The sequence below is a fragment of the Blastopirellula retiformator genome (assembly GCF_007859755.1).
Classification (GTDB): Bacteria; Planctomycetota; Planctomycetia; order Pirellulales; family Pirellulaceae; genus Blastopirellula; species Blastopirellula retiformator.
In genome coordinates this window covers 963,382-987,290 of the sequence record NZ_SJPF01000003.1, presented here as the reverse complement: position 1 = coordinate 987,290, position 23,909 = coordinate 963,382, and the positions used below count along the sequence as shown (strand labels likewise).

The following is a 23,909-nucleotide window of genomic DNA, read 5'->3' as shown; positions in this document are numbered from 1 at the left end:
CTTTTCACTTGGCGAATGCTTTAGTCTAAATCCGCCGCAACCAACTCTTCGCGCTGCACCGGGGGCAGCTCTTCCAGATCGTCCTCGTCCTCTTCCTCTTGGTGCAGCCGCTGACCGCCCAGATAGGCGTAGATCAGGTACAACACCGGCACCAAGTACAGGACCAGGAAGGTGGACGCCATCAGGCCGAAACAGAGGCTAACCGCCATCGGGATCAGCACTTGGGCCTGTAGCGAGGTTTCAAACAGCAGCGGCGTCAAACCGGCGATCGTGGTGATCGACGTCAACAACACCGGGCGGAAACGACGCCGGCCGGTATCCATCAGCGCGTCATACAGCGTCAGTCCGTCACGCAGACGATGATTGATAAAGTCGACCAGCACGATGGAGTCGTTCACCACCACGCCGCACAGCGCCACCAGGCCAAAGAAACTGAACAACGTCAGTTCGAGCCCCAGCAACAGGTGCCCGGCGATGGCGCCAATTAGGCCGAACGGAATGGCGATCATCACGATCAGCGGCTGAAAGTACGAATTGAACTCGATCGTCAGCAACACATACATCGCCATCATTGCGACTAGCGTACCGATCAATAAGCTGCCGAGCGACTCGCTCTGCTGCTCCTTCTGCCCTTCCCAGCGGATCGAAACGCCCGGGTATTTCTTCAGCAGTTCCGGCACATATTCCGTTTTCAGGTTTTCGATGATCGCGTTGGAGTTGGCCAGTCGCTGGTTGACGTTGGCCGACACGGTAATCGAGCGTTTCTGATCCAAACGATTGATCTCGCTCAATGGGCGCACGATTTCGACGTGCGCTAGTTCGGTGATTGGTCGCTCCGAACCATCGCCGGTACGAATCCGAATCTGATCGAATTCGGCCAGCGAGCGGCGATCTTCGCGAGGATAGCGAACCATTAGCTTCACTTCGTGACGACCACGTTGCAGACGCATCACTTCGTCGCCGTAGTAGGTGGCGCGAATCGTCTCGGCCAGGTCCCGTTCGCTGACGTTCATCGCTTTGGCGTTTTCCTTCATCCGCAAGCGAAGCTCCATCTTGCCGGGGGACGAATCGTCTTCGATATCATAGACGCCGGCCGATTTGGCCAACTCCGCTTTCACCTCTTCGACCGCTTCCTCAAGCCGCGACATGTTGCTTGGAGTCGTCAGCAGCTTGAACTCGATCTGCTTGCCGCCGGGGCCAATTTCCTGCGAGTCGAACACCAGCGAATCCGAACCGACAATCGCGCCAGTCGCTTCCCGCCACTCATCGACAATTTGCGTACTGCTGACCGATCGCAAACCGGGCGACGTCAAGCGCACAACGACCGAACCCAGATGGCTGCCGAACTGATCGGTCGTCTGGCCAGGTCCCTGTCGCAGTTGGGCGAACCCCACATTTCGGCGAATCAGCTGAACGACCGTCTCGCCCCCCTCTTCGTGCTTCGCATTGACCTCGCGAATCGCGGCCTCGATCTGTTGGGTCGCTTCGTCGGCCAGTGACGCCGGCGTTCCGTCCGGAAAGGCGACATTGGCGACAATCGTCTTGCTGTCGAGCGAGGGCATCAAATTAAGCGGTACAAACCCGGCATAGACCACCGAGATCGAAACCGCCAGAATCGCGACCGCCAAGGTCACGACCGTTACCGGATTGCCTAGCGAAAACCGCAGCCCAGGTTGATAAATTCGCTCGACAAACCAATCGAGCCGCGCTGAAGCGAACTCTCCCACCTTGTTGATTACGGCGCCAATCGGTCGAAACGGATAGGCGAAGAAGTCGATCATATTGTTGAATGGGTCGTCCGAGTCGTCCCCATGCGCCAAGTGACAGGGAAGAATAAACGCCGCTTCCAACAGCGAGATCACCAGAATCGCAATCATCGCCAGCGGCATCACCGCCATGAACTTGCCCATTACGCCGGCGACAAAGAACATCGGCACAAAGGCCAACACCGTGGTCGCAATAGACATCGCCACGGACGGCAACACTTCGGCCGTCCCGTCAATCGCCGCCCGATGAAAGCTCTTCCCCATTTCGCGGTGGGCGTAGATATTCTCGCCGATGACGATCGCGTCGTCGACGACGATGCCCAGCGCCATCAGAAAGGAGAACATCGTCAGCATGTTGAGCGTTTCGCCGAAGTAGAGCAAAGTCGCACAAGCCCCGAGCATCGAGATCGGAATCCCCATCGAGACCCAGAACGCCAGTCGCGTGTTCATAAACAGCGCCAGGATGATCAACACCAAGACCAACCCTTGCCAACCATTGCTAGTCAGCGTGTTCAAACGATCGCTGACTTCCTCCGACTGATCTCCCCACGTCACCAGGCTAAAGCCTTCCGGCACCAGATCGGTTCGCTCTTTGACGAACTGTTTAACCTCGTCGGTGATGACAATCAGGTCCTCTTGCGCGGTGCGATTGACCGAGATCGCGATCGTCGGCCGCCCATCAACGCGCTGGAATGATGTGACGTCGTCAAAGTCGTCGCGAACCGTCCCCAGATCGCCGACTGACAGCACCACGCCGTCCACCGTTTTGATCAGCGGCAGCTTGGCGATTTCTCGGCCGATATCGCGTTTATTTTCTCCCCGGACGAGAACCTCCTGCGATGCCGTGCGAATCAGACCGCCGGGCATTTCCAGGTTTTCGTCCCGAACGATCTGCGAAACCTGCTTAAGCGTCAGGCCAAAGCGGCGCAGAGTATCTTCCGCGATTTCGATATCAATCTGGTAGTCCTTGGCGCCAGAAAGCTCCGCCTGCGAAACGTTCGGCAGGGCCAGCAGTTCGACGCGAATCTCTTCGGCCAGATCGCGCAAGCGCCATTCAAGCTCGGGACTCGGCTGGTCCGTTTCGGGGCCAAGCACGCCGACGGTGATCGCCGACTCGCGGAGCGTAATCTGCTGCACTTCGGGGTCTTCGGCCAACAGCGGAAAACTCGGTATTCGCTCAACATCGCCGCGGACTTCGTTCAACACCCGCTGGGCGTCGACATCGGCGTTCAGTTCCAGAATGACCGCGCCATAATCGTTGTTGGCGACCGACGTCATCTTTTTGATGCCGACGGTATCCTTGACCGCCTCTTCGATCTTCTCGCAAATGCCGCTCTCGACTTCCTCAGGACTTGCTCCTGGATAAGGAACGGTCACCAGCACGATTTCCAGTTCAAACTCTGGAAAGGTCTCGCGACGCAGCGTGACGAAACTGATCAAGCCGACCAGAATCACGCAGATCATGATCATGTTCATCGCGGGCGTATTGCGAATCGCCCAGCGGACTAAATCTCGCATTTCGCTTAGCCTTCCACTTTCACCGGGAGACCGACTTGGGGATATCCCATCGGCGTAATCACGATCTGATCGTCATCGCGCAGATCAGCGTTCTCACCATTGATGAGGGCGAATTCGTCTTCAATCACTAACACGTCGACATGCTCAATCGCCAACTTGCCGTCTCGCACCAGCCACAACACGAACTGCGGCCGCGAATGATCGGCAGACGCTTGCGCCTTGGCGACTTGCTCTGGCGACATCGACTCTCTTAGCGCCTGAGCCGAGTAGAGCGACAGCGCCGATTCCGGCACCCGCCAGATCGGCATGTCAGGCTGCACCTTCACTTCAACGTCGACGAACATCCCACGCAACAGCGCCGACGGCCCGCGGGCCTTCACCAGTTCGCCATCAAGCCGCACCTGGTCGGGGTTGGAAACGCGGATCAATACCGGCGCCGTCCGAGTTCGTTCGTCGAGCCCCAGCCCGTCAAAGCGAGACAGCACGCCATCCCATTGATAATGACGGCCTCCCAGTTCGTAAGAAATCGTGACCGGCGCCTGCGGCAGGCGATAATCTTCCGAACCACGAGCCGCGAGCGGATCAACCGTTTTTCCGATCTGCTTCCGCCACAGCCACGAAAGTTCATCCATCCGCAGACTGCAGCGAACTTCGGCGGCGCTGGTGTCTTCGATCCTGTACAGTTGGGAGCCGACCGGCACATACGAATCTTGCTCGACCGCGTCGTCGATAATCACACCGTTGACCGGTGAAACGACCTTCGTATGTTCATAGTCCAGCCTGGCTTGTTCTAGTCGCGCTTGGGCCAATTCTTTCGCACGTTCTAAACCTTGCTTGCGGGTCGTCAAGCTGCGGACCTGGTTTTCCAGCTGCAGCAATTGATTCTGGGCGGTGATCATCGCCTGCTGTTCGTCTTCTACCTGAGACGGGGTGGTCGCGTTGCGGGCCAGCAATTGCTCCATCCGCTGCACCTGCTTCATTTGCAGATCGACGTTCCGCTTCGACAACACGATCAACTCTTGCGTGTTCTCGATCTCGACGTCTGATTCGCGAATTGCGACATCGGCCTGCTCGACCTCTTTGCTTAACCGCTCCACTTCCAGCGCGTATTTGCGCGGGTCGATCTCTAGCAGCGGCTGCCCTTTGGCGACATAGGCGCCCGCACGAAGTGCGTCGTCGCGAAAGGTAATGCGGCCGTCGACTTCCGACGACAGATTGATTTCTCGGTAGGGAACGACCACGCCGTCGACGTGAAAGGTCAACCCTTCCTCGCTCTTGACGATCGGGGCGGTCGCGACCATTAGCAGCGGACGCTCTACGTCTTGCTTCTTCGGCGGCTGACGCATCTTGACGATCGCGGTGATGATCCCCACCGCCACGGCGATAATGATCAACGGGGTGAGTACCCGTGCCGCGGTCGATCCTGGCGAACTCGATTGTTCACTCATCTCAAAGTCTTCCCTTTGCACTCGGTTCCGCCGAATCAGACGCCAACGTCTGACGCTCAAGCGGTTCGCCCCACCCGCCATGTTCTAGCGCGGTCAGGACGAATCGGTAGATGTATTCTGCTAAATCTTCCGTGCCAAAATGTTCGTCCAGCGTCTCCTGAGGGACCAGCATCCGCAGTACCGGCTGATTGAACCGATAAAACAAGCACTGCCCAATCATGCTGAACGCCAACTGATTCAGGCGATACTCAGGCACGTTCGGCCCGACGATTTCCTGCATGATCGACATCAGCAACTTGTGGTGCGGCCGAAAAAACTCTTCGACCAGTTCTTCCACCACGCCGGTCGGCTGCGAGAACTCGCGCATCATCAGCCGGTGGTGGAAGTTGGTGTCGGTTTTCGACTGCATCCGCAGCATTGAGACCCGAACGAAGTCCCGCAGCCGATTCTCAGGCGGTTCTTCGGGCGCCCATTTCGGCAGCGGATAATCCTCATGGGCTCTCAGGTGAGCCTGCTTAAACACCGCCGAATAGAGCTTCTTCTTGTCTCCAAAGTAGTAATTGACGGCGGCCAGGTTCACGCCCGCTTTTGCGCATATATCGCGAATCGTGGCTGCCCGAAATCCCTTTTCAGAGAACTCTTCGAGCGCCGCGGCTAAGATCTTGCTGGTTGGATCGTCGATTGCCACTTAACAGCTCCGCAAATGGTATCCTTCCTAAGTAAAACAAGTGTATGAAACAATTGTTTCGGAAAAAACGTCAACTGGGCAAGATTTACCGATTTATCACCAGAAACCACGAAAAAAGGCCCGGATAAGCCGGGCCTTCTGGTTGGCGTGAAAAGAGACAGCGTCAATTTGACATCTATTTCTGGGTCAAATCGTAGATCATCAGCTTGTCCTGTTCTCGCAGGTAGAGCTTACCATCCGCCACCACTGGGTGGGCCCAGCTTTCACGCTCTTGATATTCCGGCATGAACTTCCCCTTCAGGACGTACTCCTTGGGGGTCGCTTCAACCAGAGCCAACTCGCCCGATTGGTAGCGGAAGATGAAGTTGCCGTCGGCGTAGAGGACCGCGGCCGAGCCTTTTCCTTCGCCCCGGAAGTTGCCCCCCCACTGCACTTCGCCCGTCTTCATCTCGATGCAGATCGGGAAGCCCTCGTTGTGCTTGGTGCCGGCGTAGATGTAGTCCCCCAGCTTCACCATGCCGCCATGGTGATTCTGGAACGTCTTCGGCTCGAGGAAGTAAACCTCTTCCGCACGCACGTTGCCCGAGCGGGCCCGCGACAACTTGACCAGACCGGCGCCGGTCTGATAGCCCGACGAGGCGAAAACGTAGTCGCCATCGACGATCGGGGTCGGAATCACCGCCACGTCATTGGCGACGGCGTTGTAGTTGTAGAGGAACTTCCCATCTTTGGCCCGCACGCCGACCAACCCCTTGCCGGTCATCTGGACATACTGCTTCACGCCGCCGCCGGTTCCGATAACGATTGACGAATAGCCGGCTTCGGCTTTCCCTTTTTCGCCCAACTGCGCGCCGCGAGTCGCCCAGACTTCTTTGCCCGTTTTCTTGTTCAAAGCCAGCATCAGGGCCTGTTCGGCGCCAGGCGTGCAGATCACCAGATTACCGTCGATCAGCGGCGATTCGGCGAATCCCCAGGCCGGCCGCTTGGCGCCATATTCCTTTTCAAAGCTCCGCCGCCAGACGCCGCGGCCACTCTTGCGATCGAGAGACGCGACCGTGCCGTCCGACATCACCACGTACAGAAAATCGCCGTCAATCGTCGGCGTCGATCGCGATCCGCCGTAACCGTGTTCTGGCACCGATTCGGTAACCGGCGTCTTCCACGCAATCTGCTGCGTGTTCAAATCAACCGCGACCACCCCTTGGGCTTTGTCGAAGTTTCCCGTCGTGTAGAGCATATTGTCGACGATCGAGACGCTGGCGTAGCCGCCCCCCAATCCTTCGACCATCCCCAGCAACTTCGGCTGCGCCGAATCCCAGTTCGGCAGCAAGCCGGTCGAGGTCGCTTTCCCTTCGCGCTCGGGACCGCGCCACTGCAGCCAGTTCGGGTCTTCTGGTTTGGCGCCCCAAGCGGTCGAGCCAAGTAGCGTTAGCGCAGCGAGCGCCAAAATGCGAGCCGTTGTCATGCATGATCTCCCAAGCAGGCAGAGAAATGGTCGGTGTGAAACAGGCGGCAATGTCAGGATTCTCTCGAAAATTATCGAGGCGTTGTGAGTCTAAGCCGCGCAAGCGGCGGTGGCAAGCTTGCTTCGCCGAGGGACTACGCGTAAAAAATCTACGGAGATCAGATGTTTTTCACGATTGCATCTCGCTTTCGCCCCCTTAACAATCGAACGAAGCTAGATCCTGCCCCCTCACTTGCCGCGGTTGTCGCTCATGCCCTGCCTCTTCCGGCGTCTGTTGTCACTCATCTTAGTCGGCTCGCTCACCTCCGTTCTGTTGGCTGACGGCCCGTTCGTTCCCCGCCGGCAGTCGGCCCTTCCCGGCCCTCCCCTCTCGCCAGAAGAAGCGGCCGCCAAGATGACCGTACCGCCCGGCTTTTCGGTCGAAGTGGTCGCCGCCGAGCCTGACCTGGTAAATCCGGTCGCAATGGCGTTTGACGACCAGGGACGAATCTGGGTGACCGAATCGCTGGAGTATCCGCGACACTCGCCCGGTCCCGGTCGCGACCGCGTTAAGGTGCTGGAAGATACCGATGGAGACGGCAAGGTCGACAAAACGACGATTTTCGCCGATGGCTTGAACATTCCCTCCGGCATCGCCGTCGGTTATGGAGGCGTCTGGGTCGCCAACGCGCCTGACATTCTGTTCCTGCAAGACACAGACGGCGACCTGAAAGCGGACAAGCGAAGGGTGGTCGTCACCGGTTTTGGTCGCCGCGACACGCATGAGCTTCCCAATTCGCTGACCTGGGGTCCCGACGGCGCCCTTTACGGTCTCAACGGCGTCTTCAATCCGTCGCATGTCGAGCAAAACGGCAAGACGTTCGATTTCACCTGCGCGATGTTTCGGATCGATCCTCGTACTGATGAGTTCTCTCTCTTCTGCGAAGGGACCAGCAATCCCTGGGGGATCGCGTTCGATCCGGAAGGAAGCGCTTTCGTCAGCGCCTGCGTCATCGATCACCTCTGGCATCTGACCGAGACCGGTTACTACCACCGCCAAGGCGGGCCCTATCCGCCGTTCACCTGGAAGATCGAGTCGATCGTCAACCACAAACATCAAATGGCCGCCTATTGCGGTATCGAGTACTTTGACAGCGACGCCTATCCGCCGAAGTATCGCGATCGTCTTTACATGGGCAATATCCATGGCGCCTGTATCAACGTCGACGAAGTGACCCGCGACGGTTCGACCTACTTGGGCAACCCGCACCCCGACTTCCTGACCGCCAACGACGTCTGGCACATGCCGGTCGATCAAAAGATTGGCCCCGACGGTTGCCTCTACATACTCGACTGGTACGACCGGTACCACTGCTACCAAGACGCGATGGCCCGCCCGGCAGACGTCGATCGGCTGAAAGGCCGGCTCTACCGGATTCGGTACAAAGACGCCCCGCGAGCCGAGCCGTTTGACTTGGCCAAGGAAGAAGATGAAGAATTAATCGAGCGGCTCTCTAGCAGCAACCGTTTTTATCGCGACCGCGCTCAGCGGCTGCTGAGCGAACGAGAACCGTCTGCTTATGACATGCTGACCAAGCTTGCCGTCGATCCAACCGCCCCGCGAAAAACGCGTCTGCATGCGATTTGGGCCGTCGCTGGCTACCAATGTCCCGGCGATGGCTTTCTGATCGAACTGGTCGACGACCCTGATCCGACCATCCGAGCCTGGGGAATTCGGATCGCCGGCAACTTCCAGGTTGCCAGCGAAGTCTTGCGGGCAAAGATCATTACCGCGGCCAGCGATCCCAGTCCCGACGTTCAGCTTCAAGCGGTGATCGCCGCTGGCAAGATCCACAAGATCCCAGCCATGCCGACATTACTAACCGCACTGGCCGCCGCCGGCGACGACAAATTGATTCCCCATATCGTCTGGCAAAACCTTCATCCGCTGCTGGAAACCGACAGCGGTCAGCTGTTCGAATTGCTTCAAGATCGCAACCTGGCCACCAATCCAAACGTCGCCGCACTGCTCCCCCGCGTCATCGATCGCATCTTGGCGGCGCCCAATGTCGAGACCGACAGCATCATCCAATTGGTCAAACTGGTCGCTGAGACGCCGAAGCTCCACTCTGCCCTAATTAGCTCACTAGCGACGCTCGCTGCTCGCGTCCAATCGGGCGAAATCAGCGGCGATCGATTGGCCGCGATTCGGTCGCAGTTGGAACCGGTCCTGCAACCGATCCTCGCCGCTGGCGATAAACACCCCGCCTACTTCGACGCCGCGCTGCTGGCGGTCACCTGGAAGAACGCTCAGGCCCAAGCCGCCGTTCGCGCCGCCTATCGAAGTGGCGACACTCCGGATGACAAGCGTTCCGCAGCACTCGCCGCATTGGTGGCGTTTGGCGATGATCAGATCGTTCCGGCAGTTCGCGACGTATTACTCTCTAAGCCCCCAACCTCCCAGCAGCTGCAGGCCGATTCAATCGCCGCCTTGGGCAAACTCGATCAGCCGCAAGTCGCCACCATGCTGCTGGACGCGTATCCGCAGCTTCCCAGCGACCTGCAACCGAAGGCGCTTGAGGTCCTCACGCAGCGAGTCGACTGGAGCACGCAACTGCTAGCCGCCGTCGCCGCCGAGAAAATCGCCAAAGAGGCGCTCAACATCAACCAGGTCGGCCGGCTACAGGAAAGCCCCGATAGCGAAGTTGTCGCCAAGTCGATCCAAGTCTGGGGACAGATCCGCACCAAGCGCAATCCGGAGCGAGAACTGGTGATCGCCGATATGCGGCGTTTGCTCCGCAGTCGCGATGGTGATCCTCACGCCGGCGCCGCCGCGTTTCAAAAATTGTGCGGACAATGCCACAAGATCTATGGCCAAGGCCAGGAAGTCGGTCCCGATATCACCACCAACGGCCGCGGTTCGTTTGAACAACTTCTCTCCAGCGTCTTTGATCCCAGTTTGGTAATCGGACCTGACTACCAAGGCCGTCTGGTCCTAACCGCGGATGGGCGCACTCTGACGGGCCTGATGGTCGAAGACAACGAGCAACGGGTCGTGTTGAAACTGCAAGGTGGCAAACTCGAAACGATTCCCCGCGACGATGTCGAGGCGATCCGCGTCAGCCAATTGTCGCTGATGCCAGAAGGGCTCGAAAAACAACTGAGCGAGCAAGAGCTGATCGACCTGTTCGCCTACCTCTCGCTGACTCGCCCGCCCAGCGATCCCAATGCCGAGTTCATCCCTGGCGCCCAAGCGATCGACGTCGATCAGCTGCATCTTCCGGCGTCGCTCACCAACGAATTGGCTACCGCCCAGCTTTCCAGCAACGCTACCAAGCTTGGCAAAGGCGCCCGGGGCGAAGCCGGCGATCTCGCTTACCTACCCAACAAGCGAAGCTTCCTGAAAAACTCACAGTGGCATGAAGTCGGCGTTGGCGGCGGCGCCGATCTGGGGATCGTTTCCGAAAGCGATCCAGTCTACTACCAGGCCACGTGGGAAACGCCCGTCGCGATCAACCTGATCACCCTCTCTGGCGCCTATCCCAATCAGCCGCAAGCGGACGCCGCCTGGAAGATCGAAGTCCGCAGCGGCGGCGATTGGCGCGTGCTCGACCGCGGCGTTGGCGGTTGGTATGACCATGGTCGCTACGTCTGGGGCGCCCCGGGCACAGCCGCGACCACGATCGACGGCTTCCGCGTCAGTCTCTTTAGCCGCGATGACCAAACGCCGCTCCGCAGCGTCCACTTCCGTGGCGAGGAAGGGGTCTCCTGGTTCATCGGCAATGCTCCCGCTGATGTGGAAATCACTTCCGATTAGTAGCCTCTAGATCGAGTGTGGGGAAAACGGCTGCAACCTCCACCTGACCTCCGCCTAGTCACTTTCCTTCGGGATTCGCGTTCTTGTCTGCTTTCGCGGGTGATCGACCGTTGATCCGTGACCGTTGTCAACTTTCTTTTTGGCGGCAGAACCCGTTGTATTTCGCCCGAGAACGACTCCTTTCGGAATCTGCCCAGATTCTCGGCGAATGTGCAGATATCAACGTTACAATGCGCCCTACCCCTCCTTCCGGCGACCATCGACAATCGCTGGACCTCATTAGCGCGGCCGCCGCAAGGCATTTCCCCCCAAGGCAAACCATGCTAATTCAAGTTGGCTACGAGATTGCGTTTCAACTTCCGCAGCCCGCGCCGATGCTGCTGATGCTTTACTTGCATCCGACGCGCGAACTGACGACTCGACGATTCGACTGTCTGCAGGCGACCCCCAATTTGCCGATTCAGGAGTATTACGACTCGTTCGGCAACCGGTGCGGGCGGATCGTCGCGCCGGCAGATCGCCTGACGTTTCGCAATCAAGCGCTCGTCGAAGATTGCGGCTTGCCCGACCTGCAGGCTCCGCAAGCGACGCAGGCCCAGGTGCAAGACCTGCCGTCCGACGTGCTGATCTACTTACTGCCAAGTCGCTATTGTGAAGTCGACAGCGAATTGAAGGACCTGGCCTGGAATCTCTTTGGTGCGACGCCGCCCGGTTGGGCGCGAGTGCAGGCGATCTGCGACTACGTTCATCAGCATATTCGCTTCGACTATATGCAGGCGCGGGCCAATCGAACGGCGTTCGAAGCCTATCGCGAACGGGTTGGCGTCTGCCGCGACTTCATGCACTTGGCGGTTACCTTCTGTCGCAACTGCAACATCCCGGCTCGCTACTGCACCGGCTATTTAGGGGACATCGGCGTGCCGGACGATCCGGCGCCCATGGACTTTAGCGCCTGGTTCGAGGCCTATCTGGGCGGCCAATGGTACGCCTTTGACGCACGACACAACCAACCCCGGATTGGTCGCGTCCTGATGGCCCGCGGTCGAGACGCTGCCGATGTCGCGCTGACGACCACGTTTGGCGTCAGCGAACTGGCGTCGTTCCGCGTCTGGGCGGACGAAGTGGCCCCAGCCTAAATCAACGCGGCACTGGTCCAGCGGCGTGATCGATTACGAAAGACGCGTTACCGCGTCGCGGCTCCACCGGCGTCTGCGATTCCGGAGCCTGGCTCAAACACCCAGTACATCCCGCCGGGTCCGGAGGCTGATTTCAGATATCGTCGCTGCGAGGCCGGGGTCGGCTGGTGCAGTAGCGTGAAGATGTCGCTGATGATCGAATCGTTGTCGCCGTAGTAGGCGTGGCCGATCAGGCTGGTGTCGATCGCCGAGACGTCGATCGTATCGACGCCTGGCACGATGACGATCTCGGGGCGGACGTCGCCGGCCCGGGGATAACCATTCACATTTTTCGACGCCAGCAGCGCCAAGTCGTTTGCCGATGCGTATAACGTGACCTGGTTGGAGGCCCGGACGATGTTCGGGGCGATGTCCTCTTTGAAAACCTGGGCGTCGACGTCGGGCGCCGCGAGCACGACCTGGTTGAACAGCTTCGTTTCTTCTTTCATCTCGGCGGCGATCTCTTCCAGCGCCGCTCCCATCGCCCGGTTACCCATGCTGTGGGCGATCAAGTTGATCGAATCGGCGTTGCTATTCTGGGCGACCTTCAGCAAGAACTCTTTGAGGTGTGAGACCGTCCAGAGCGAATTGTCCCGGTCGGTCGCATAGCCCAGCAGGTCGGCCTGTGACGGCCAGCTATAGAACATCGGCACGCCAGTAAACTTCAGGTCGTACGCCATCTGAGCGGTACGTCGAGCGGCGTCTTCAAACGAAACGTTGTAGCCATGGACGAAAATCAGCACCTCGTGGCGCGGCGATTGGGCGACCATTTCGCGCAGATCGGCAAAGAACGCCTCTTCGTCTTTTGAGAGGACCTCCAGCAACACGACATGCTTTTCGGGACGTTCGGTCAGTTCTAGCTTCAGGATCGACGGAGCTTCCAATTGGCCAACTTCGTGCACTTCGGGAATGCTGATGTGACAGGCCCCATACTGCAGTTCGCCGCGGCCGCCGCTAAACATCGCACTGCCGCTGCCTAGCGCTCGCAATTCTTTTTGATAGTCGAGCCCAGCGTCGCGGGCGACAAACAGCCCCAAGCAAATGGCGACGATCGCTAGCACGCCACCGATCCGGGCCATCTGGTATTTCCACATCAGGCCAAACAGCAAGAGACCGCCGAGCGCCAATCCAATCGCCGGATAGAAGTGCCCGACAATGCCGGCGCCCAGCGCCAGCTCGCGATCGGTGCCGTACAGGACCTCGACCACTTCGTAGCCAGGCGTGTCATCGGGGACGCTCTCAGCCGCCATCATGGGCGCCATCATCGGCTGCGGCATAGTCGCCGCCTCGGCGGCTGCAACCGCTTCCGCTTCGGCGGCGGCGACTTGCAGCGGAGGCCGAGCTCCCGTGCTGGCCGGCGCCCGCATCATCCGCGAACTTGCGCCGGGGGCGGCTTCGGGCTGGGCCATCGATCGCATCCTCATCGGAGCGACCTCCATTTCGTCGGAAGCAATACGCGCTTCGATTTTTTCGCGGGGAACGTCGACTTCGGCCGGCTCGACGACTGGTTGGGCGAGTGGCTCGGTCGGCGCACCTTGCGGCGCATCGTCCGGCACCGAGGCCGTTTCTTCTTCGCCAGAGCCGGCGCAGCCCACGACCAATATCGCCATCAGGCAGGCAAAAACGCCCCAACTTGCGGAAAATCGTCGATCCATGACGCTTCGTTCCTTCTTCACTGTCTCGCTTGGCGTACCCTTCAGACAAGGGCCCGGGGGGACGATCATAGAGGCTTCCCCCTCCCCTGGCCAGATGAATTGGGCAAGAGTCGTCCGCCGGCGGTAACGCCAGTTCGCGTCAGTACTTAGCTGCCAAACGGAATTCTCCGAAACCCGCGCCAGTTGCTGGGAGAATTCGTAGATTTCAACTACGATCAGAAAACCGCCGCCCCCCCATGCTCGTCTTATTGGCGGAACCACTTTTCTCGTACACAACTGCGTGCGCTCCATTCGCTGCGTATTAGGGAACCCACTATGCGACGCTGGACTCTCTGCCCTGCTCTTTGGTTGCTGCTACTCTCGCCGACCCTACTGCTGGCCCAAAATGATGGGGCCGAAGACAACGAGGCCAACGCCGCCCCGGCGGCCGAAACCGGCCCCGTCAATCAATCAAGCCTCCTCTCGGTCCCCAAGCCGGTTCGCGAGGCGATGCAAGATCGCCAGTACGACAAAGCGATCGCCGCCATCGACCAGGCGATCGCCGACAAGCAGGGAGACGCCGCTTACCTGACCTATCTGAAAGGCCGGGCCTACTTCTTCGCTAACAAGTACAAAGAGTCGATCGCGGTCATGACCGAATTGACCAAGCGGTTCCCCGATAGCGATTGGACGCGGAAAGCCCGGTTTGCGATCGGTGTGGCCCATGCTCGCGCCGGCGATTACCGAACCGCCGAACTTGCCTATCAGGCCGAGGCCGAGTACCTGATCTCGCTGCAGCGGAAAGAAGAGATCGCGGCGATCTATCTCGAATTCGCCGACGCCTTCTACGCTCCCAAGGCCGACAACAAACAGCCCGACTACCAGCGAGCCCTCGCCTTCTATCAAAAAGCGGCCGAAATCGGCCCGATGAAGGAAACCGCTACCCGGATTCGGTTGCAGATCGCCCGCTGTTACAAGCAGATGAACAACCTCGGCCAGGCGATCAACCTCTACCAGGCTTTCCTGAAAGCGAACGAAGACGACGGCCTGTTGCTGCCGGCTCGCTACGAACTGGGCGAAACCTACCTGGCGGCAGGCAACCAAGTCGAGTCGCGCCGCACCTGGGAAGATCTACTTTCCCTCAATGGGACCGCCAAATCGCCTCTGATTCCGCTCGCCTCGTTCCGCATATCTGAGACGTATGGCCTGCCCAATCCCAACAACAAAGATGACCTGGAACTTGGCGTCGCCGCCCTGAAGAAGTTTCTGACGACCTACCCCGATCACAAGAACGTGGCGTCCGCCCACCTGCGAATCGTCCAGAGCTATCTGCATCAAGGTCGGACCGAAGACGCACTTGCCGCGATCGATGAATTTCTAGCCCAGGACGATCTAGCCAAGACCAACCAGTACGCGTCAGCCCAATATCTGAAAGGCTTGGCCCTGGCGCGACAGAAGAAATTTGAAGAAGCGATCGCCGCCTGGCGCACCTATCTGCAACAGCACCCAACCCACGGAAATTGGAGCGAAGCGCAGCGGCAGATCATCAACGCCGAGTATGCCAAGGGTAAGGATGCGATGGAGCGGGAAGATTACGACGCCGCTCGCGCCGCGTGGGGTGAGTTTCTGGTGAAGTATCCGATTGACGAACGCAATCGGGGCATCCAGAACGACTTCGCCGAAATGCTCTATCGGCAGAAAAAGTACGACGAGGCGATCACCGCCTGGCGCCAGGTCGTCTCGAAGTATCCCCGGACCAATGAAGCTTCGATCGCCCAATACCGCGTCGGCCTGACCTTGGCCGAGGATCTGAATCGCCTGGCCGATGCGATGGAAGAGTACAAGAAGCTGAACTGGGGCTCGCAGGCCGGAGCGGCGCAGCAGCAGATCGCGCTATTGTCGAACAAATCACTGTCGATCAGCACCGTTCGCGTCTACCGCAGCAACGAAACGCCCAAGATCGGCCTGAAAACCCGCAACCTGGAATCGGTCGACGTGCAGATCTACAAGGTCGATCTCGAAACCTACTTCCGCAAGATGCATCTGGCGACCGGCGTCGAATCGCTCGATATCGCGTTGATCGATCCCGATTCGCAGCTAGAGCACAAGGTTGCGGACTACGAGAAATATCGGCTCTTTTCGACCCAGGTCGACGTGCCGCTGCCCGGTGATGACAAGCCGACCGCCGGCGTCATGGCGATCACCGTCAGCGGCAAGACGCAGGAAGCGACCACGCTGGTCCTGCAGAGCGATCTCGACATGATCGTGAAAAGCTCGCGGGACGAGGTCTTCATCTTCACGCAGAATATGCGAACCGGCAAACCGTGGCCTGGCGTCAAGCTGTTGCTCTCCAACGGCAGCGAAGTCTTCGCCGAGGTCGAGACAGGCGAAGATGGCGTCTACCAGGCCAATCGCAAAGAACTACGTGATCCGGCCGACCTGCGAGTCTTTGCGATCGCCGATGGTCACATCGCGTCAAGCGTCGTCAATTTGAACGGTTTGGGCGTCGCTCAGGGATTGGCTCGCGCCGGCTACCTGTACACCGATCGTCCCGCCTATCGCCCCGGCCAGTTGGTTCACCTGAAGGGGATCATCCGCGACGCCGTCAATGACATCTACGTCGTGCCCGAGAATCGCGACTACAAGCTGGAGGTCTTCGACGGCCGCAATCGCCTGGTGATGGAAGAAGAGATCAAGCTGAGCGACTACGGCTCGTTCCAATCGCACTTGCTGCTGCCGACCGGCGCGGCGCTGGGCAACTACCGGATGGTCGTCTCGGCGGACAAAGTAAGGTACGAAGGATCGTTCGTGGTCCACGAGTACCAGCTCCCCTCCGTCTTTCTGACGGTCGAATCCGATCGCAAGGTTTATTATCGGGGAGAGAAGATCACCGGCGCCATCAAGGCCGCCTACTACTATGGCGCCCCGGTCGAAGGCGCCGAGATCAGCTACGCCCTCAATGGCGACCGGATGTTCACCGCCACGACCGACGACAAGGGAGAAGTGAAGTTCGAGTTCGAGACCCGCGACTTCCGCCAATCGCAAACGCTGAACCTGGCGGTCCAACTGCCGGCCCACTCAACCTCGACCACGCATCCCTTCTTGCTGTCGACGCAGGGCTTCACGATCACGGCCAAGACGGTTCGCCCGGTCTATCTGGCTGGCGAGACGTTTGAAGTCGACGCTACGGTTAACGACGCCGAAGGGAAACCGATCGCCCAGGACCTGACGCTGAAGGTTTTCCAGTTGCTCGACGCCAAGGGCGCCAGCGGCAAACAAGAGAAGCTGGTCGAAGAGTTCGCCGTCAAGAGTGACGAGAAGACCGGCGTCGTCCGCAAGACGCTCCAGCTTCCCGACGGGGGCGACTATCGCGTTCGCCTGGAAGGAACCGACCGGTTTGACAACATTGTCTCGGGTCAGGTCGCTGTAAGAATCTCGGGCGAAGAAGACAAGATTCGCCTCCGCATTTTGGCCGATCGGCACACGCTGAAGGCGGGCGAAAAAGCGACGGTGAAAGTTCACTGGCGCGAACGCCCGGCCTTGGCGCTGTTGACGCTGGAAGGGGCCAAGATCTTGGAGTATCGCCTGGTACAGCTGAAGAAGGGGGACAACGAGATCGCGATCGACGTCGACTCGAAACTGGCCCCCAACTTCCAGATGTCGCTGGCGGTGATGATCGATCCGACCAAAGAACAATCGCTTGAAGAGGCGCCGGTTCGCTTTCACACCGCGACCAGCCCGTTCCAGGTCGAACGTGATCTGCAAATCGCGATGAGGATCCTCGGTGACAACCACAAGCCGGGTGACAAGATCGAGCTGGAAGTCACGACAACCAACGCCGCCGGACAACCCGTTCCCGCCGAGCTGAGCGTGGCGATGGTCGAGAAGGCGCTCTTGGAGCGTTTCCCGGAGCGAGTTGCGGCGATCGAGAAATTCTTCGGTGGGGCTTCCCGGACCTTCGCGATGCGAACCTCGGCGACGATCGAGTTCTGCTATCACCCCCAAACCAGCTCCATCGACCGACTGCTGTTGGCCGAAGAGGAACGCCTGGAGACGCTGGCCCGCGAAGAAGAAACGCTGTCGGAACTAAGCGACCGCGACTTTGACGGCATCGCCCTGAACGGCCGAGCCGGCGGAGCCCGTTTTGCGGCTCCACAGTCTGGCGCCATGGGGGGCTTCGGCGGCGGTGGAGGCGGATTCGGAGGCGGCGGTTTCTTTGGCGGCGGCAACAACGCCCCGCCACCGGCGGCCAGTCAGCCGGCCCGCGACTACGGCGCCTATCCGCAGCAGCAAATGGCCCAGAGTCGCCAGATGGCGGGCGACGGCCAAGCCCCGCTAGACGAAAGTTCGCTTCGCCGCAAACGCGAAGCGGACGAAAAGAACCGGTACGACTACTATTTTGAATCGGACCGCCAATTGAATCGGCTCGCCTATGACTCCAACTGGATGATGCAGGCCGACAATTGGAAAGTTCTTGGCGCCCAGCGTGAAGTCCAGATGTTGGGCATTGACGGGCGTTTCTCGAACCTCAACTTCGCGACCGAACTGGGTAAGAACTGGGGCGCAAGCGCCGCCGGAGATCGCCTGAAAAAGGCGGCCGCCAATGGCGAGCGGATCTTGATCGGCATTCCAGCCCAGGAGACCGGCTTCTGGGATCCCGCCGTCATGACCGACAAGAAGGGAAAAGCGAAGATCGAGATCACGCTGCCCGAACGTTCGACCGCCTGGCAGCTGAAATCACGCGGGGTGACGGTCGATACCCTCGCCGGTCAGGCCGAAACCGAACTGGCGGTCAGCAAGTCGCTGTTTGGCGAATTGCGTACGGCGGCCGCATTTGTCGATGGCGACTCGGCCCAGATCCCGGTCACGGTTCATAACGACCTGATCGACGAGGGAGAAATCACCGTCACGCTGAAGACGACGATCGGCGCCAAGTCGCAAACCGAGACCAAGACGCTAAAGGTCGAAAAGAAGGGAATCGTCGATCTCGCCTTCCCGGTCCGCTTCGCCCTGCCGGTCGCTGGTAAGGACGACGCCGAACCGGGCGCCGAGATTGAGTTCTCGCTGACCGTCTCAGCCGGCGAGACGACCGACCAGCAATTGGCTTTGGCCCCGCTGCTGCCCGCCGGCATGCCGGTCTATGCGATCGCCACCGGCACATCGGCCAGCAGCACTTCGGCTTTCGTTCAGCGTCCAGAAAAGATGCCCTGGAGCAGCCCGCGAATGCAGATCGTGATCGGCCCGACCGTACAACAAACGCTGTTCGACGTGCTGCACACGGCGCCGACGCTGCGTCAATTGGACAACCAACGCTTCGCCACCGGCATCGACACCAACACCAGCGATCTGATGGCGGCGTTGGCGCTGCAACAGCTGATGAGTAAAGGACGCGACGCATCGAACCCACAGATGCAATCGCTCGACGAGGCGATCCGCCGCAACCTGCGCTCGATCGTGGCGACGCAAAAAGACGATGGCTCGTGGAACTGGGCCGGTCCTTCCGGATCCAGCAACGCCTATACTTCGTCGCGAGCGATGTGGGCATTGTCGCTGGCGAAGAACGCTGGTTACCCCGTCGACAAGGCGGTCTTCGATCGCGGGCTCAACTTTCTGAAGAACCAGCTAACGCAATTGGCGGTCGGCGATTACGAAAGCCGTGCTGTGCTGCTGCATGCGGTAACCAAAGCGGGCCACGAAGACTTCCCGCTCGCCAACCAACTCTACCGCAATCGCAATTCCCTTTCCAACGCCGGGTTGGCGTACTTGGCCCTGACCTTCGCCGAAATGAACCGCAAAGAAACGGCTGGCGAAATCATCGCGTTGGCCAAGCAGAAGCTCGGAGGGGGCGGCGTCTCGCCGATGTCGTGGAACTCGGCGGAGGTCGAAACTCGTGGGCTCTACGCGTTGTGCCAGTACAAGCTCTCGCCGCAGCAGGAAGAGCTGCGCAAGGAAGTTGAGTGGCTGATGCAGCATCGCTGCGGGGCTCGCTGGGCGCCCGAGAAAGCGGTCGGCCCGATCATGCTGGCGGTCTGCGGCTACAACGCCACCAAGCAGTTGGCCGCCGACGCTTATGACCTGACGGTGATCGTCAACGACAAACCGCTAAAGACGCTGAAGTTTGACGCCGAGTCGACCACGCAAACGTTGGAAGTGCCGGTCGACATGCTGACCAACAAAGAAAAAGAAACCGTTCGTTTCGAGCTCAACGGCCGCGGCGAGTTCTCCTACGAATGCGTGTTGGCCGGCTTCGTCGCCGCCGACAAGCTGGAGAGCACCGCCAACAACTGGCGAGTCCGTCGCTACTACACGCCTGCCCCGATCGAATTTGACGGCCGCCCGGTTTCGCGTGGATTCGGCCTCGTAACCGGCAACTACTCCAGCTTCCGCAATGACATGACGCAGTTGCCGGTCGCGAAGAAGGGGCACGTTTCGCTCGAAATGTGGCGGAACAACGTCCCTGGCAATTCTCGCGATCAGCAGATGCCTTACCTGATCGCCTTCGAGCCGCTCCCCTCCGGCGTTCGCGTCGACGAAAAGTCGGTCCGCGGCAGCTTCGAACGTTTCGAGGTCCAGCCAGGCGGCATCCTCTTCTATCTCGGCGGCAACCGCGGCCTGGGGCGCGTCGAGTTTGACGTGATCGGCTCGATCCCCGGTGACTATCAAGGGCTGCCGACGATCCTCCGCGACGCCTATCACTTGGACGACATGGTCGTCGCCAAGTCGCAGCCGCTGAAGGTGCTTCCCCTGGGTGGCAAGAGCGAAGACAAGTATCGGCTGACCCCGCTCGAACTGTACGAGCTGGGCCGGTTGAAGTTTGAAAAGCATGACTACGAAGGCGCCCATGGCCATCTGACCGAGCTATTCAGCAACTGGAATCTGCAGACCAACTACTTCCAGCAAACGGTCCGGATGCTGCTCGATATCAGCCTGGCGCAAGGCAAATCGGCCGAAGCGGTGCGTTACTTCGAGATCGTGATCGAGAAGTATCCTGAGCTGGAGATTCCGTTCGCCAAGCTGATGAAAATTGGCAAAGCGTACCACGAGATCGGCGAGTACGAGCGGGCCTACCTGGTCTACCGGGCGACGGTCGAAGCCAGCTTTATGGTCGAAAGCCAGGTCGCCGGCTTCCTGCAGGATCAAAGCGAGTTCCTCCGCAGCGTCGAGGTGATGACCGCCCTGCTGCAGAATTCGCCGCCAGAACCGTACGTGGCGACCGCCGAGTACGCTCTGGCCCAGCAGGTCTTCTCCAAGGCCCCCAATGCGGCTCAGGACCCGCAGCTGAAAGAGAAGAACATCAACCGGGTGACGCTGGTCCGGCGTTCGCTGGGGATGCTCGAGAACTTCCTGACCTCCAATCCGGAAGATCCTTCGGCCGACCAGGCCGCCTTCTCGTTGGCGACCGGCTTGATTGAGCTCGACGCTTATCAACAGGCGATTTCGGTCTGCGGCGACTACACCCGCCGCTACGCCGACAGCAATTTCCTCAGCAGCTACTGGTACATCACCGGTTTCTGCCACTTTGCTCTCGGACAGCACGAGAAGGCCCTGGAGATGTGCGAGCAGGTCGCCGAGTACAAACGCCCCGCGACCCTCTCCGGCAGTCGTCAGCTGGCCGAGGAGAACAAGTGGCGAGCCGTCTACATCATGGGGCAGATCCACCATGCCTTGGGTCAGGCCGCTGCCGCGATCGCCGACTACGAGAAGGTGAAGGATCGCTTTGTCGACGCCGCTCAGTCGATCGACTACTTCCTGCACAAGCGGATTGCGCTCGACGACGTTTCGACCTTCACGCCGGATGAGGCGGCCAAGGTGAAGCTCGAGTTCCGCAATATCGCGGCTTGCGACGTCAACGTTTACCGCATCGACCTGATGAAGTTCGGCCTGCTACGCCGCAACTTGCAGCAGATCACCAAGATTAACCTGGCCGGCATTCGCCCCTACCACGAAGAGAAAGTGGAGTTGGGCGATGGCAAGGACTATCGGGATCGGACGAAAGAGGTGAACCTGCCGCTCAAAGAGGAAGGCGCCTACCTGGTCGTCTGCCGTGGCGATAACCTGCATGCCAGCGGCCTGGTGTTGATCTCGCCGCTGAAGGTCGAAGTGCAGGAAGAGGTCGATTCGGGCCGCGTCCGAGCGACGATTCGTAACGTCAAAACCGACGCCTACGTCGCCGACGTGCACGTCAAAGTGATCGGCTCCGCCAATGACGAGTTCGTCTCGGGCGACACCGACCTCCGTGGCGTCTTTGTGGCCGACGGCATTCAGGGGCGGACGACGATCCTGGCCGAAGCGGAAGCGGGCGAATACGCCTTCTACCGCGGCGAGAAGTCGCTCGGCAACGCCCCTGTTCCGACTTCCCAACAGCAGGCGCCCAACGCAGCCTACGGCGGCAAGGGAATGAGCAACAAGGCGAAGCTCAACGATGAGTTGCTTAAGGGGATCCGAGCTGGCAACGAAATGATCCAGCAAGAGCAGCGGATGAACCTGGACAACTTCTACCGCAACAATGTGAAAGAAGGGATCCAGAACTTCAAGTTCTAGAGCGTTTTTCTGATAGCTGTAGCGTTTCTGGCGTTGGTGAGGCAAGCTGGTCAAGGCGCCCGAAGCAGGCGAATCCTCAAGATTCGTCGATGCAGGTCAACGCCGACCAGCGCGGCCGCAACCAGCCAGAACGATACATATGGAGGAAAACCGCTCTAAGGGGCCGTCGCTATAAGAGAACGAAAAAGGCCGATGCTTGTGCATCGGCCTTTTTTTGATAGAGCGTGGCCTAGCTAGTTCGATTCGCTGGTCGCCGGCTGTTCTTCAGCTGGCGTCATGGGGCGATTTTCGTCGCCCCGTCGGCGGTCTCCGCCACGATCGTCTTGACCACGCGGACCTCCACGGCCGCCCGGTCCATTCCAATCGCCCCGGCGGCTCGGCCCATTGCCGTCGCCACGCGGTCCTCCCGGTCCTCCCGGTCCTCCCGGTCCTCCCGGTCCTCCCGGACCTCCCGGTCCACCGGGCCCGCCAGGTCGACCGCCGCCAAAGAAGTTAAACATCAGGTGGCGCGAGTATTCCTCGCGCAACTCCTTGTCGAATTCCTCTTTGGGCAATGTCGCCAAGTGACTGCGACGTTCGGCCGGCAGCTTTTCAAAGTACTTGCGGACATCCTCTTCGCTGGCGTTTTCCAACATCTGCGAGTGGAACGCGCGGAAGATCAATTGTCGCAAAATTTCTCGTTGACCGTCGATCGGCAGCTTCTCGATTAGGTCTCGGGTCTTCGGAGTCAAATCGGCCATCAGGCGACGGATGTCTTGCGGCCCCGGCAAGGGAGCGTCTTCCTGACGGTCAAAGTTCATCTTGCTCCAAACCCAGAACAACTGCTGCTCTTCGGGGCGTTCCTCGAGTCGGGCCCGCAACCGCGAATTTTCGCTGAGCTGCGCGTCCATGTATCTTTCGATCGGCTCGCGATTGGTCTTCATGAAATCGACGAGCCAACTCCAGATTTTGGGCATGTCTTGCGGACTGGCGTCGTGCAGCGCATCACGCATCATTCCGAACCGGCGGCGGCGCGACTCTTCTTCCAGTTCCGACTTGATCACCACGACCCGTTTGTCGATCGGCAGCTTTTCAATTTCGGCCCGCTTGACCGGATCGAGCGACTTGAGCCACTCATAATAACGGTTCATTACGTCGCGCAGCTCCTGGCCGTCATCGCGGGTCTCCAGGGCCGTATGGATCTCCAGGCAATGCTCACGGCCGTCGTCCGACAGTCGCTCCCATCGCTGCTGGCTGGCCATTAGCTCTTCCTTTTCGGCCTGCGACATCTGCTCGATTCGCTGCCGACGTTCGGCAAGGTCTTCTCCCTGGGCAAAGCTGGCCCCGGCAAGCAGCAAACAGGTCGAAAGCGCAAATCGCCTAAGCGCCATCATCCACCTCCGAGACGAACAGTCCCTCGTTGCGAAGCTGTTCGAGGAACTCGACCTCGTCGACCTTCTGGTACTTGTCCATGTTTTCGATCAGCGGCAGTTCCGTCAGCAGTTGCTGGTTTTCGCTGCTGGCTGAATAGCTGATCCAGCCGAACCCGGCGACCGCCGCCACCAGTGAAGCGGCCAAAGTAATCGCCAGCACCCGCCATTTGCGCGATTGTTGCTGATCCTGAATCGTTTCGAGCTCTTGCGAAGCGGCGACTGAGATCATTTCGACCGTGGTATGCACGAACGATTCGCTCGCTTCGACGCGGGGGAGCGTATCGAGCATATCCCAGGCGCGCTCCAGCCGCTGCAGCCGCTGACGATAGTCGAAGTCGTCGGCCAGGCGAGCTTCGACGGCGATGCGATCGTCGTCGGTCAACTCTCCGTCGAGATAGGCGACAAGCTGCTGCTCGGCGTCATCGACAGGTACCAAATTGTCGTTGTTCGGCGTACTCATATGACT

Annotated in this window: 10 protein-coding genes; 3 read left to right on the top strand and 7 right to left on the bottom strand. The window is 59.6% G+C overall.

Annotation, left to right across the window (positions count from 1 at the left end; all coding sequences use genetic code 11):
• Positions 1–20 precede the first annotated feature (20 nt).
• From Enr8_RS15765 to Enr8_RS15750, 4 genes are all read right to left on the bottom strand, one after another.
• On the bottom strand, positions 21–3,284 hold the full coding sequence (locus Enr8_RS15765; RefSeq protein WP_146433200.1) for an efflux RND transporter permease subunit: 3,264 nt from the start codon (positions 3,282–3,284) through the stop codon (positions 21–23).
• A 5-nt stretch (positions 3,285–3,289) separates the two neighbouring features.
• Positions 3,290–4,732 (bottom strand): efflux RND transporter periplasmic adaptor subunit, encoded by a 1,443-nt coding sequence (locus Enr8_RS15760; protein WP_146433198.1) that lies wholly within the window; start codon positions 4,730–4,732, stop codon positions 3,290–3,292.
• Between the two features lies 1 nt (position 4,733).
• Complete coding sequence (locus Enr8_RS15755) at positions 4,734–5,420, bottom strand: CerR family C-terminal domain-containing protein (RefSeq protein WP_146433196.1); 687 nt, start codon at positions 5,418–5,420, stop codon at positions 4,734–4,736.
• A 175-nt stretch (positions 5,421–5,595) separates the two neighbouring features.
• Complete coding sequence (locus tag Enr8_RS15750; RefSeq protein WP_246120099.1) at positions 5,596–6,885, bottom strand: outer membrane protein assembly factor BamB family protein; 1,290 nt, start codon at positions 6,883–6,885, stop codon at positions 5,596–5,598.
• A 250-nt stretch (positions 6,886–7,135) separates the two neighbouring features.
• Between Enr8_RS15750 and Enr8_RS15745 the strand changes: the two genes are divergently transcribed.
• Positions 7,136–10,681, top strand: a complete 3,546-nt coding sequence (locus tag Enr8_RS15745; protein ID WP_146433194.1) for a PVC-type heme-binding CxxCH protein — start codon at positions 7,136–7,138, stop codon at positions 10,679–10,681.
• Between the two features lie 320 nt (positions 10,682–11,001).
• Complete coding sequence (locus Enr8_RS15740) at positions 11,002–11,817, top strand: transglutaminase-like domain-containing protein (protein WP_146433192.1); 816 nt, start codon at positions 11,002–11,004, stop codon at positions 11,815–11,817.
• Between the two features lie 47 nt (positions 11,818–11,864).
• Here Enr8_RS15740 and Enr8_RS15735 read toward each other — a convergent pair whose 3' ends face one another.
• Positions 11,865–13,511 (bottom strand): alpha/beta hydrolase, encoded by a 1,647-nt coding sequence (locus Enr8_RS15735; protein WP_186767684.1) that lies wholly within the window; start codon positions 13,509–13,511, stop codon positions 11,865–11,867.
• Between the two features lie 315 nt (positions 13,512–13,826).
• On the opposite strand from Enr8_RS15735, the gene Enr8_RS15730 reads away from it, so the two are divergent.
• Positions 13,827–22,031: a tetratricopeptide repeat protein gene (locus Enr8_RS15730; protein ID WP_146433187.1), complete on the top strand. Its 8,205-nt coding sequence runs from the start codon at positions 13,827–13,829 to the stop codon at positions 22,029–22,031.
• A 233-nt stretch (positions 22,032–22,264) separates the two neighbouring features.
• On the opposite strand, the gene Enr8_RS15725 is transcribed toward Enr8_RS15730, so the two are convergent.
• Entirely contained in the window at positions 22,265–23,401 is a 1,137-nt protein-coding gene (locus Enr8_RS15725) for a hypothetical protein (RefSeq protein WP_146433185.1), read from the bottom strand.
• Positions 23,391–23,903 (bottom strand): anti-sigma factor family protein, encoded by a 513-nt coding sequence (locus Enr8_RS15720; RefSeq protein ID WP_146433183.1) that lies wholly within the window; start codon positions 23,901–23,903, stop codon positions 23,391–23,393. Before Enr8_RS15720 ends, Enr8_RS15725 begins: the two co-directional genes overlap by 11 nt.
• Between the last annotated feature and the right edge of the window lie 6 nt (positions 23,904–23,909).

Bases quoted from the DNA above. Each gene is read 5' to 3' on its own strand.
- Enr8_RS15765 (WP_146433200.1), bottom strand. From the start codon at position 3,284: ATGCGAGATTTAGTCCGCTGGGCGATTCGCAATACGCCCGCGATGAAC.
- Enr8_RS15760 (WP_146433198.1), bottom strand. From the start codon at position 4,732: ATGAGTGAACAATCGAGTTCGCCAGGATCGACCGCGGCACGGGTACTC.
- Enr8_RS15750 (WP_246120099.1), bottom strand. From the start codon at position 6,885: ATGACAACGGCTCGCATTTTGGCGCTCGCTGCGCTAACGCTACTTGGC.
- Enr8_RS15745 (WP_146433194.1), top strand. From the start codon at position 7,136: ATGCCCTGCCTCTTCCGGCGTCTGTTGTCACTCATCTTAGTCGGCTCG.
- Enr8_RS15740 (WP_146433192.1), top strand. From the start codon at position 11,002: ATGCTAATTCAAGTTGGCTACGAGATTGCGTTTCAACTTCCGCAGCCC.
- Enr8_RS15735 (WP_186767684.1), bottom strand. From the start codon at position 13,511: ATGGATCGACGATTTTCCGCAAGTTGGGGCGTTTTTGCCTGCCTGATG.
- Enr8_RS15730 (WP_146433187.1), top strand. From the start codon at position 13,827: ATGCGACGCTGGACTCTCTGCCCTGCTCTTTGGTTGCTGCTACTCTCG.
- Enr8_RS15725 (WP_146433185.1), bottom strand. From the start codon at position 23,401: ATGGCGCTTAGGCGATTTGCGCTTTCGACCTGTTTGCTGCTTGCCGGG.
- Enr8_RS15720 (WP_146433183.1), bottom strand. From the start codon at position 23,903: ATGAGTACGCCGAACAACGACAATTTGGTACCTGTCGATGACGCCGAG.